Genomic DNA, 12,784 nt, shown 5'->3' with positions numbered 1-12,784 from the left:
CATTCCGATCCGGAGACTCCAATTACCCTTCAGTCCGGGATTCCTCAGTAGGTAGTACACGCGTTCCAATATTCTCGCCGCCTACCGCTTTTTCGATGTTTCCCACTTTACGGAAGTTAAAAACCAAAATGGGAATGCCGTGTTCCATACAATGATGTAAGGCCTGAGCATCCATTACCTGGAGATTCTTATGCAGCACATCCTGATAACTGATCTCTGAAAAGCGAACTGCATGCGGATTTTTCTCCGGATCATCTGAATAGATGCCATCTACTTTGGTTGCCTTTAAGAGAATATCTGCGTCAATCTCACGGGAGCGTAAAGCAGCCGCTGTGTCAGTTGTTACAAAAGGACTACCTGTTCCCGCTGCCAGAATGACAACACGACCTTTTTCCAGATGACGAATGCAGCGTCTCCTGATAAATGGTTCTGCCACACCTTCCATTCGAATCGCTGTTTGTAAACGTGTGGGCACGCCTGCCATTTCTAACGCATCTTGTAATGCCAAACCGTTAATCACTGTAGCCAACATCCCCATATAGTGAGCTGTTGCTGGATTACTGGCGACACTTGAAGAAGAAAACTGTTTACCTCTCAGAATGTTTCCACCACCACAGACAATCGCCAATTCGACTCCTGAATCAACGAGTCGTTTAATTTGAGCAGAAATCGACTCCAGTTCAGACATACTAATTCCACCTTCTCCATCGCGGCAGAATACTTCACCACTCAGCTTGAGCAGAACACGCTTATAAGCAGGCTTAATTAAAGGAGCGGGAGAATCAGTCATCCGTGGAATCCTCATGGTTTGTAGAATTTAATGTCAGCACAAAAATTATTACATTGTAAATATAAAAAACGCATGCGCGATATCAACACACATGCGTCCTCTGTTTTCATAAGACTAATCGCCGATGCTTGAACGAGTAAACGAAACAGCCTCCAGCCCTTTTTCAGCTAAAGCCTGACCGACTGTTTTTGAATCATCAACTGCATAAGGCTGATAAACCAATACCCCTTGTTCAACAAAAAATGTTTTCATACGACCATCAACAATTTTGTCAATGATATTATCTGGTTTGCCGGTTGCTTTGGCTTCGGCAACCAACCTATCTCGTTCTGCTTGAACCAATGCTGAATCTAATTCGTTTTCATTAACGGCAACTGGTTTTAAGGCGGCAATATGCATTGCAACTCCTCGTAACAAATCATCATCAGCTGTTTCTCCGGATGCCTGAAACAAGACTCCTGTTTTGCCATCGTGATGAACGTAGCCACCTGTCGGACCTTCAGAACGAGCAATACGAGAAACGACAATTTTTTCACGGATTTTGTTGAGCATATCCATGAAATCATCATTCAATGTTTTTCCAGGTGATTTTTCAGATGGTAACGTCATCAGCTCTTCGACCGAGTTGACATTAGGATTTGCGAGCAGCTGGTTAGCACAAGCATTCGAAAAATTGACTAAGTCTTCTCCTCCCGCCACAGGAGCAGATTCACAGACAACTTCCAGCATTACGGTCTGAGACCCATCTTCACTGGAAAGAACAGTAACCCGACCTTCTGTCGTGTCATTTCCACTACGTTTTAGCTGAATTTTACCCGCTTCTTCACGCAAAATTTCAATCGCTTTTTCCTGGTCGCCTTCGGCTGCCTGCAACGCCTTCTTACAAGCCATCATGGGCAAATCAGTAATCTCACGTAATGCTTTCACGGCTGCAGCTGTAATTTCAGCCATCTCTCTAATCTCCTTTGAAATCAATTGAAAGCTCAATTGATTCTAATGCTAGACTGGTTTCTATGTTTTCTGTTCGATGCTTCTCTGTTTACCATTTGCTCAATCTGGTCAGAAGAGATCAACATCACAATTTGTTAATGGCATTTCTACTATATTGAAGGAACTGGTTTATGCTCTTCATCACCGGACTCGCCATCGTCTTTTTTACCAGTATCAGGAAGCTTGCTTTTACCTTGAATAATAGCAGATGCCAATTGATTCATCACCAATCGGATAGACCGAATGCTATCATCATTGCCGGGAATGGGCAGATCGACTTCATCAGGATTTGAATCGGTATCAATTAGCCCCACCACCTTGATTCCCAAGATGTGTGCCTCATGGACAGCATTTTTCTCCTTGGTGGGATCAACCACAACCAAAGCTTCAGGTAAACGGTTCATCGTGCGAATCCCGTTCAGATTGCGAAATACCTTTCGCTTTTCACGCAGCAAAGTAGACTGCATCTTTTTGGAATAGGAATTAATTTCGCCTGTTTCGTCAAACGATTCCAATTCTTCCAGGCGTTTCAACCGACCACGAACTGTGCGGAAGTTTGTTAAAGCCCCTCCCAACCAGCGTTCGGTCACATAAGGCATTCCACTGGCGATTGCTGCTTCCTTAATGGGACCCTGTGCCTGCTTTTTGGTTCCTACAAATAGAATTAAGCTACCCTGAGAAGCGACCCGTTCCAGATAGCGTTTCCCGCGCATAATGCCACGCACGGTCTCTTTTAAATCAATAATATGAATTTGATTCCGACGTCCGTAGATATAAGGACGCATTTTAGGGTTCCAACGGCTGGTCTTATGGCCGTAGTGGACACCCGCTTCAAGAATTTCTTTCACAACTAAATCTGACATTTTCAAACTCCTCTTTTTAAATGGGCACATGACCTTCGATGGGCCACGTTCTTAAATAATTACAATCAATAGACTTAGCTATTGAAGGCGTCAAAATATCCTACAAAGATAGCTATGCGCAACCCGAGCGACAAAACGCAAAGAACTGCTCACAGCAGGATAGTATCGGAGTTATTTGCACCCGTCAAACCTTGCGACCGTTAATTCATTGAATTGAATCGAATTTGGAGCCTGCGAATGGCCAATTGGACTCATCCTGAATCCAGGGACGCGATATACTGAATTACCTTCGATTTTTGTAAGAAATGACTCCATATAACGAATCTATTAATCAAAAACTCCCTTTTATTTGTGATCTCTTTTCGAAATGTCATCTACCCTGCACGAATTTTCCAATCTCACCCAACAGCTCAGAGACAATCTGATTGCGCTCGAAAGGGAAACCAACCGGCTTGATCTCTCAGGCCTCAATGATCGTGAATGGTTTGAAATTCTGCAACGAAAATTGATCCCACAACTCTCCGACCATGTCTATCTGGTCGTTGCTGTCGTAGGTGGTACCAATATCGGCAAGAGTGTGATCTTCAATCATTTGGTGAATCAACAAAATAGCGCCATTAGTCCCCTGGCATCTCAGACAAGACACCCAGTCTGTTTAGTCCCTAAAAACTTTGAACAAAACCATAATTTGGACAAAATTTTTCAGGGGTTTGAGATGACTCCCTGGTCATCTCCTGAAGATCCCCTCAAAGTAGATGAGCAACACTTGTTATTTTGGAAAAGTAGTGAAACTCTGGCCTCTAATTTACTTGTACTGGATACACCAGACATCGACAGCGATGCGGAAGTGAATTGGGAACGTGCAGAACGAATCAGACAATGCGCGGATGTATTGGTCACAGTGTTAACACAACAGAAATACAATGATGCCGCTGTAAAACAGTTTTTTCGTGAAGCAGCTCGCGAAGACAAAGTCGTCATCACCATCTTCAATCAATGCGAACTGCCAGACGATGAAGTTTATTGGCCTTTGTGGCTTAATACTTTCAGCCATGAAACCGGAGTACGGCCTGAATTTGTTTTCATTGCTCCCAATGATCGTCAAGCCGCTACCAGCTTGCAGTTACCTTTTTATGCTCGGTCATTTGAACCAACAAACTCTCAAACTGATCCAGTCAACACTAATACCGCTCCTTCTGATGCTCCCTGCGATTTGATGGAGGTATTATCTCAACTGCATTTTGGGGAGATCAAAGTTCAAACACTGAAAGGCGCTTTAAACTATCTCGTCGAACAAGACACCGGGGTTCCCGCCTATCTCCGGGAGATCAAAACTCGCAGTAATGAGTTTCGTTCTGCTTCTGAGTTACTCTCGGAACATGAATTGGCGGAAATCGAAAATTGGCCTGCGGTACCGAATACTGTGATCATTGATGCTGTCCGCAAGTGGTGGCAATCTCAAAGAGAAGGTTGGTCAGCTCAGGTACATGGTTTTTATAATACAATTGGATCGGGAGTGCTGTGGCCGCTTCGCTATATCAAATCCTTACGAACCGAAGAAAAACGCCCTCCCATGGAACTTTATCGCGAACAAGAATGGTCTGTCGTGCTACAAACGATTGAACGAATTTATGACCGCCTTATGCTCGTCAGCGAATTAGGAAACGAATTATTAACCAATCGACTGAAAACATTACTTAGTGGCACCTCGCGCGAACAACTACTGAAGACTCTGCATCAAGAGCATTCTGATTTAGATCTCACTGCTCAACTTCAAGAGTTAATCAATAGTGAAATGGCATTCTTTAAAAATGAAAGCCCACAATATTATACGTTTTTGAAACAATTAGACAGAGTTGGAGCTGTAGCGCGACCTGCCTTGAGCGTCGGTTTATTTTTTGTTGGTTTTGGCGCGGTTGGCGATGCGGGTACCCAGCTCGTAACTAATACCATGATTCAGTCAGTGGTAAATGTAGCCGGTGATGTTGCCGGAGGGGCTGCGGCAACCACCGTGGGAGAGACAGCAGTTAGTAGCACTGCGTCAACAGGTATAGGATATCTTGAAGCAAAATTCCGAAGATTTCACGCAGTATTTGCACAACGACGCACGGAATGGCTGGCGGACGCTGTTCGAGAACACTTATTGAAAACACTTCCAGAGGAACTAAAATCAGCCGTTGACCTTCCCGATTCTGAAGTTTATCTGACAGTACAGAATTCGGTATTGGAACTAAAAAAACAGTTAGGCCAACTTTCTGTAATAGAAACAAGAACTTAAAAACAGGAATTCATTCCTAATGCCTACATCTGAGTTAGCCCAAATTGAAATGCTGGCAGCCGTGGATCGTTTAATTCACCAGCTCAAATTATGGAGTGAGCAGAAAACCGGCTGGAAAACAGCAAACCACTGTCAGACAGTGATTCGCCAATTACTACCCCGGCTGGATATGTTACGCGTACGTCTTGAATCCCCGCTGGTCATTGCGACCTTTGGTGGAACAGGTACGGGTAAAAGTAGTTTGGTCAATGCGTTAATTGGTTCTTATTGCACAACATCAGGCCGACAACGTCCGACCACGACAAAACCAGTCCTCATTGCTCATACAGAAACAGACCTGGATCGCCTAGGATTAAACTTAAGTCAATTTCAGGTTGAACAAAAGAAAATTGATGAACTACGTAACATCATTCTCATTGACTGCCCAGATCCTGACACCTCTGAATCCACGGGAGAGGAAAATAATCTCACCCGCTTGCAACATATCATCCCGCTGTGTGATATCCTGCTTTACACTTCAACTCAACAGAAATATCGATCATCGCGTGTTTCAGAAGAACTAAAAGAGGCAGCCATTGGTCGCCGTCTGATCTTTGTACAAACTCATGCAAGTTTAGATGAAGACATTCGAGACGATTGGAAACAGCAACTTTCGCATCAGTTTGAAGTTCCAGAAATTTACTTTGTCGACTCCGTACGAGCCCTGGAAGACCAACTGGCTGATCGACCATTACAAGAAGAGTTTGCTAATCTACAAAACATCTTAAGTACACAACTTGGGAAATCGGAGCGTTTGCAGGTAAGGCGTGCGAATTTGCTCGAATTAATTCAGAATGCCATCGATCATTGTTCACAAAAAATAAACACCGCTTTACCAGCCATTCAAGAACTGGAATCATTTCTAAAACAACAACAGGCAGCACTCACGACTCAAATGTCTCAAGAACTCCGTAAAGAGTTACTCATCAGCCGTAATCTCTGGGAACGGCGATTACTCTCCTGCGTCTCTGACTCTTGGGGCTTCAGCCCGTTTTCTACAATGCTACGTGTTTATAATGGCTTGGGAAATCTATTTGCTTCTGCCAGCTTATTTCGAGCAAGAAATTCTGCACAAGTCGCACTGATTGGAGCACTTCAAGGCGCGCGGTGGATTGGAAACCGTCAAAAAGAACACGCGACAGAAGACCGCTTAAAGCGAATCGGATCTTTTGGGTTGGATGACAATAAGCTGAGAGAATCTCAATTATTAATCGATGGTTATGCACAGGAAGCAGGTCTTGAAACAACCCAGGCACACCTTTCCGGCTCGCTGGAAAATATTCAATCAGAGGCCGCTTCCGTCGAAGAACAGTTTCTGAATGATGCTGGCACAAAGATTGACGGTATTATCACAAAGCTAGCGCATAAAAACTCGGGATGGTTCACTAGAATTTTGTACGAGACTCTGTTTCTCTCATTGGTTATTTATGCATTGGTCCGAATTGGAAAGAATTTTTTCTACGATTCGTTTCTGGATGAAACACATATCCTCGCCATTGATTTTTATGTCACAGCGGGCGTGATTTTTCTAATTTGGTCTGGTTTTCTGGTGATGATGTTTACCAGAAAATTGAAACGAGGCCTCGAACAGGAAATCAACCAGCTTTCTGACAATCTCGCAAAAGCAAAATTATCCCACGGACTTTTTCCGCATTTAGAAAGAGAATGTCAGCAAGTCCACTTTCTACAACACTCACTCGAACGCATGAGAAGTGAAGTTCATCAACTACGAACTGAGGTTGCTACTTCCAAAATCCTGGGTGCCTGGAAAGTAACTGAGGCTATACCAGGTAGTGGCTCTGAAGCACCGCATATGACTTCACAATAATTTATTTACGATTGTAGAACATCTCAGCAATACTATAAGCATTAAGTGCTCCCGACCGGCTGACTTCTTTGCCATCGATTAATAATATCAGAGTCGGTAAAGATTGCACACCATACTTGTCGCTTAGGTCCTGATGCTGGTCAACATCGATGACTCGAATGTGGTTTGACTTGTCCGAACCAATATCCCAGTTCTTTTCTTTCAGCGCGGGAAATTCGTTTGTTTTCATCTGCACACAAGCAGGGCACCAACTAGCAGTAAACAGGAGTATTTGATGATTGGATACATCTTTCTCCATTTTAAATAATTCAACGACATGCTCTGGCAGTTGAGGCATTTCCACTGTTTTCATCGGCGCCAAAGAAAGAGATAACACCATTGTCACAGGTATGAGCGTATTCATTGTTTTCCATCACAATCAAAGAAACAGATTGAAAGCACTTTTGACAGTAGCGAGCCACGATAACGACTCTCCCCAACCCATTCAACCGTCAAAGTCGACTCAAATTGACAAGATTTAAATTCCTCGTTATAGAGTCTCTTGAATAGCCTCTCATGGTTTCTACCAACAACGACACGCACAATCACATCTCAAACCTCTAATTTCATTACACTTACGACACATCTCCCATTCAGCTATAATTTCATCTGAATTGCCCATAGAAGAATAGTCACACACGCCTTTCCCTGGGAACGATTTCAAAATGACCTGGTTAAAAATGACCCTGCTCTCAATCATTCAGGGAATTAGTGAGTTTCTTCCGATCAGTTCTTCAGGTCATTTAGTCATTGCCGAGAACCTACTTGGTATTCAGGCAGATCAGACCGATGTCAACATTGTCCTACATGCGGGGACTCTGCTTTCAATACTGATTTTTTATCGCAGAACAATCATATTACTAATGACTCAAGACCGAAGAGTCGTTCCACTTATGATTGTGGGCACACTTCCTGTGGTCGTGATTGGTTTGGCTGCAAAAAAATTTGCTGAGCACATGCTGGAAAGCGCATTACTAGCAGGTTGTATGCTACCCATTACAGGGCTCTTTCTGTTATTAATTCCCCGCATTCCCCCGACAAAACAAAGCTACACGGAAATATCTTACAAGCAAGCGTTAGTTGTTGGTTTCGCGCAGGCAGTAGCGATTCTGCCAGGCATTTCTCGCAGCGGTAGTACGATCGTGGCAGGTTTGCTCACAGGAATGTCAAGGCAGTCCGCAGCCACATTTTCTTTCCTGCTAGCGATTCCCGCGATTCTGGGCGCCACTATTCTTGAGGTAATCGAAATGCTAACGCATAAACACGTCAGCACGCCGTTAAGCCTATTGGCTATGGGAGCGGTAATCTCTGCCATTATTGGTTTAATCGCACTGGGATTACTGGTCCGTTGGCTAGAGAAAGGAAAGCTACACTACTTCGCATACTGGTGCATCCCGCTGGGAATTCTCATTGTCATCATGCAGTTAGTTTGAAATAGCGCATTTAATTTCATCGACGTGTGTCACGTCGCACATAACAACGTAATGAACGAGCAGGTAGTACTGAGACTCTTGGATGTAATGTTGCTCCATCTCGCTTGGGGAAAATGTCAAGCGGAGACTGCGCGGAAGTATCAATTGTCAAATTCCATTCCTTGGGTTTGATACCAACTGGCAACTCAAATGCCTGTGCATCAGGAGAGGAATTCACCAAGATCATGATATCAGAACCATCGCGAACCCGACGCGAAGAGTGTCTTGCTCCAAGAATTGACAAGAGGCAATGCGTATCTTGCTTCCAATCTACACTTTGCCCCATCACATTGAACCAACTGATATCAGGCAGCTTTTCAACACCATCTGAGTGTCCTGTGAGAAATTTTCGCTGTCTTAATGTCGGCTCACAAAGTCGGAAATGAATCAACTCTTTGCAAAATCGATATAAACCGTTGTACTTTTCGATTAACGACCAATCGAACCAGGAAATAAGATTATCCTGACAATATGTATTATTATTCCCACGTTGCGTCCTGCGGCATTCATCGCCAGAGAGGAGCATTGGAACGCCCTGGCTCAGGAACAGAGTCGCGAGCATGTTCTTAATCTGCCGCTCTCGCATTCCGTTAATGGCTGGATCATCAGTAGGTCCTTCAACACCAAAATTCATACTGATATTATTGTTTTCGCCATCCTGGTTGTCTTCGCGATTCGCATAATTATGCTTGTGTTCATAGCTCACGAGGTCATTTAAAGTAAACCCATCGTGGGCCGTGATAAAATTCACACCATGAAACGGTTCACGACCAGTTTGTTGATAGAGATCGCTCGAACCAGAAAGCCGAGTGGCATAGTCTCCCAATGTCGGAACATCTCCGCGCCAAAAACGCCGAATATCATCACGGTATCGCCCGTTCCATTCAGCCCAACGCATGTGTGAGAACGAACCCACTTGATAGGCACCGGCCGCATCCCAGGCTTCTGCGATGAGTTTTGTATCTGCCAACAAAGGATCTTCAGCAATAGCTTCAACCAGAGGAGGACTTGGCACAAGATTTCCACTTCTATCACGGCTTAAGATAGAGGCCAGATCAAAACGGAAACCATCAATGTGATAGTTGCAAGTCCAGTACCTGAGGCAGTGAAAGATCATCTCTCGGACAACTGGGTGATTACCATTGATCGCGTTTCCACAACCAGAATAGTTTTTATAGTATTTCCCACCTTGATCAAGATGGTAGTAAACTTGATTTTCTAAGCCTCTGAAAGAAAGCGTGGGGCCATTCTCGTTCCCTTCAGCCGTGTGATTGAAAACGACATCCATAATGACTTCGATACCAGCCTCGTGTAAAGCACGAACCATCTCTTTGAATTCGCGAACCTGAGCCCCAGGTTCTGGATTAGTTGCAAATCCTCGATGAGGTGCAAAGAAAGCCAGAGTTTCATAACCCCAATAGTTTTGATGATCTGTAAAAGAACCATCTGGCTCGTTCATGGGAAATTCATGAACCGGCATCAATTCGACAGCTGTTACTCCCAGATCAATCAGGTAGGGAATTTTTTCAATTACACCTAAATAAGACCCAGGATTTTCAACGCCACTAGTGGGTGAATTGGTAAATCCACGCACATGCATTTCATAAATGACCGTATCAGCCAAGTGATGTCTAACGTGTCGATCACCGTGCCAGTCAAATTGATCATCGACGACAACACACTTCGGCGGGCGCACAATACCATCGGGTGAAGGTTGGAAATTACCAGCCAATGCTTTGGCATAAGGGTCTATCAGACGAGCCCGCTTATCAAAACGCTGACCGATCTCTGGCTGAAAAGGACCATCAGCTTGAAAATGATAAAGTTGCCCTGGCCCGATTCCAGAAATAAAAGCGGTCCAGATATCTCCCAATCGCCCATATTCTTGATTGAATTTAATGACTTCTGACGGCTCTAAATCTTCAACATGGTCGTAAAGCAGCAACCACATCGCCTTTGCTGAGCGGCTATATACAGAAAAATGCACTCCATTATCCTGTGGAACTGCTCCATAGGAAAATGTATGCATTGAGTGAATCGGGGAACTTAAAGAATGTACCAATTCGCGACCCATTAATTAACCTATTCCACTAAAAACATTTTTAAACAAATCACCTTGAAAATTTCGTCTTTTTGTGAATGTCGAAAAAACAGAACTTTCAATTCTACTTGGTGATTTCGTCTCCTCATAGTATTAGATGTCAATATACAACACATCCACTATTACTAATCACTATACCTATACTTCGGCGCACTCCCAGTGAATAATCATGTCTTTTTTGACTTCTAAGTTAGTTATCTGCGATCGGTGACTGCCAACAAAAAAGATCGAGAGAATAAGCCTTTTGTATTTTATTCAACTAAAACTCAGGTTAGATACATATTATCTGATTGTTCCAAGCAGTTAATCAAGTAAAACAAATTTACACAGTACACTTTTAAAATAGACAAAACTGAGCTACTGAAAAAACAGTAGCTCAGTATGTTCTTAACCGCATTGTAAACCCTGTCTTAAGAATCTTGTTTTCTTAATAATCACACTTTCAGATTACCGGAAAAAAGGATCATTACGGATAGAATTGCTTGGGGTATAAGGCTTGTAAACTGGCCGACTTACAGGTTGGTAAGCTGGACGATAGGTCGGATATTGCTGTGTAGAATTCCAATTCGTCCCTCGATAACCTGTATGATTTTGGTAAGGTGCCAGGTAACGAGTCGTACCACAGTTTCCTCCAGGACAGTTACTATAACCATAGCCTGTTGAGCAATTTCCGTTAGTACAAGGGCTTCGATACCCAGTCGGATAACATCGACCATTCACACAATTGGCTCCTCCATAGATAGATTGTCCACGATAAGACTGATGCCCTCTATAGCTGACTGGTGAAGTTAACGCTCTAAATGGTGATGTCACTACATCTAACACGCCACCAGGACGTGGTTGAAAAAATGCGGTCTTAGTCTCTGATGCAAAACCAATTGAGTTGTGATCAGCTGCATTTGCCTGATCTGAAACTAGCAGCATCGAAGCCAAACATATTGACAATGTTGTTAATAAACGTGTCATCTTAAATTCTCCTCATTTTAATTTTATTGCTGAATAACTGTAATCATTTAAACCAACGAGTGGTGAATAATATCAATTGCATTCGCCATGCCAAAACGAGAATTCAAAATAGCCCATCAATACTTATCAACAATCACAAAAAGCACTTACATCTTTAACAGAAACACAACAAAATCATTTACGCGACACATTACACGTATTTTTTGTAACAATTACGACACCATAAATACAAAATGACCTCTCCAAAGAAGGTTCGATTCACACTAGGTAATATTTAACAGCATCATTTACTACTTAGTACGGATATAAAAGGATTTAAGTTTTAATTCCAGATGGATACATGTCATCATATTGATAATCATGAGCTTCAAATGCTGGTGACAGATCCGATTATTCTGAATAGGCGCTTTTGCCGATACTATTTATAAATTCCCCCCCTTCATTTTCATGCTGTAGAATTTTTTCATTTCAACAAATTCTTTGATCACCCAATCTATGAACCAATACATCAAAAAAGTCGATCAGTTAGCGGCAGCCCCTATGTTTTTTGGAACTGTTTTGTTCCTCGTTTTTTTTGCTGGTACTTTGCATTTATTTAATGTGGAATCGCCGGGAATCGCGTTAGACATCTGCAACTGGTGTCTCTTTCTGATCTACCCATTATTTATTATTGAAGCAGTAATCCACATAGCACTTGGAAGTCCAAGGTGGAAATTCAATCTACTTTATTGCCTCATTCCACCATTACGAATCTGTGCACGCGACCAAATGACGGGACGGGCCATCTGGTTTCCGATTCTTGCTTGGCAGGAAGTTACACCAGAGTTTCGAGAGAGGATTAGAAAATCATTTTCTGTGCCACTACTATTGATAGCACTATTAGTACTTCCCTTGTTTGCCGTTGAACTTTATTGGCAAAAGCAAATTGAATCCAGCGCCATGCTGGCTGACTTGACTGCAATCGCGACCGGTTTTATCTGGTTTGCATTCACACTGGAATTCATTGTGATGATTTCGATAGAAGAAAAACGCTTGGAGTACTGCCGGAAACACTGGATTGATCTCGCCGTTATTTGCCTACCAATGATTGCCTTTATGAGGGCGTTGAGAATCACCGGGTTACTGCGACTGCAACAACTCACAAAATCAGCTCGGGTTTTTCGGCTCAAAAGTTTGATTATGAAGCTTTATCGCGCAATGCTGGTACTGGAAGTTGTGAACCGTTTAATACATCGCAATCCTGAAAAAAGTATCGCACGACTTGAAGTATTGCTTGCCGAAAAAGAAAAGGAAGTGGAAGAAATCAAAAAAGGAATTTCGGCTCTATCTGAACGAATCGCTATGAATACATTGCCTCACTCTGAAATATCAGAGCAACAAGGAACACAGCGAGAAAATCGCAGAGCCGCCTGAAATTC

At 43.1% G+C, this 12,784-nt stretch carries 10 protein-coding genes; 4 read left to right on the top strand and 6 right to left on the bottom strand.

Going from position 1 to position 12,784, the window contains the following annotated elements:
• Positions 1-22 precede the first annotated feature (22 nt).
• The 3 genes from pyrH to rpsB form a co-directional block, all read right to left on the bottom strand.
• Complete coding sequence (gene pyrH, locus V202x_RS19105) at positions 23-790, bottom strand: UMP kinase (RefSeq protein WP_145178305.1); 768 nt, start codon at positions 788-790, stop codon at positions 23-25.
• 114 nt (positions 791-904) lie between these two features.
• Positions 905-1,741: a translation elongation factor Ts gene (gene tsf, locus V202x_RS19100; protein WP_145178303.1), complete on the bottom strand. Its 837-nt coding sequence runs from the start codon at positions 1,739-1,741 to the stop codon at positions 905-907.
• A gap of 149 nt (positions 1,742-1,890) precedes the next feature.
• On the bottom strand, positions 1,891-2,643 hold the full coding sequence (gene rpsB / locus V202x_RS19095; protein WP_144985381.1) for a 30S ribosomal protein S2: 753 nt from the start codon (positions 2,641-2,643) through the stop codon (positions 1,891-1,893).
• Between the two features lie 367 nt (positions 2,644-3,010).
• Between rpsB and V202x_RS19090 the strand changes: the two genes are divergently transcribed.
• Both V202x_RS19090 and V202x_RS19085 read left to right on the top strand, forming a co-directional pair.
• On the top strand, positions 3,011-4,921 hold the full coding sequence (locus tag V202x_RS19090) for a GTPase domain-containing protein (RefSeq protein ID WP_145178301.1): 1,911 nt from the start codon (positions 3,011-3,013) through the stop codon (positions 4,919-4,921).
• 19 nt (positions 4,922-4,940) lie between these two features.
• Positions 4,941-6,788: a GTPase gene (locus tag V202x_RS19085; RefSeq protein WP_145178299.1), complete on the top strand. Its 1,848-nt coding sequence runs from the start codon at positions 4,941-4,943 to the stop codon at positions 6,786-6,788.
• Position 6,789: 1 nt separating this feature from the next.
• Here V202x_RS19085 and V202x_RS19080 read toward each other — a convergent pair whose 3' ends face one another.
• A complete protein-coding gene (locus V202x_RS19080) occupies positions 6,790-7,191 on the bottom strand; it encodes a thioredoxin family protein (protein WP_145178297.1) in 402 nt (133 codons plus the stop codon).
• A 301-nt stretch (positions 7,192-7,492) separates the two neighbouring features.
• Between V202x_RS19080 and V202x_RS19075 the strand changes: the two genes are divergently transcribed.
• Positions 7,493-8,260: an undecaprenyl-diphosphate phosphatase gene (locus V202x_RS19075; protein ID WP_145178295.1), complete on the top strand. Its 768-nt coding sequence runs from the start codon at positions 7,493-7,495 to the stop codon at positions 8,258-8,260.
• 16 nt (positions 8,261-8,276) lie between these two features.
• On the opposite strand, the gene glgX is transcribed toward V202x_RS19075, so the two are convergent.
• Both glgX and V202x_RS19065 read right to left on the bottom strand, forming a co-directional pair.
• The gene (glgX, locus tag V202x_RS19070; protein WP_144985376.1) at positions 8,277-10,373 is read right to left on the bottom strand and encodes a glycogen debranching protein GlgX; all 2,097 of its coding nucleotides are present in this window, start codon (positions 10,371-10,373) and stop codon (positions 8,277-8,279) included.
• A 474-nt stretch (positions 10,374-10,847) separates the two neighbouring features.
• Entirely contained in the window at positions 10,848-11,366 is a 519-nt protein-coding gene (locus tag V202x_RS19065; protein WP_145178293.1) for a hypothetical protein, read from the bottom strand.
• Between the two features lie 495 nt (positions 11,367-11,861).
• On the opposite strand from V202x_RS19065, the gene V202x_RS19060 reads away from it, so the two are divergent.
• Positions 11,862-12,779, top strand: coding sequence for a hypothetical protein (locus tag V202x_RS19060; protein WP_145178291.1), 918 nt, complete (start codon positions 11,862-11,864; stop codon positions 12,777-12,779).
• The last annotated feature ends 5 nt before the right edge of the window (positions 12,780-12,784 follow it).

It is taken from the genome of Gimesia aquarii (assembly GCF_007748175.1).
Taxonomy (GTDB): Bacteria; Planctomycetota; Planctomycetia; order Planctomycetales; family Planctomycetaceae; genus Gimesia; species Gimesia aquarii_A.
Note: the sequence above shows the minus strand (reverse complement) of the source record. Positions and strands in the feature narration are given on the sequence as shown.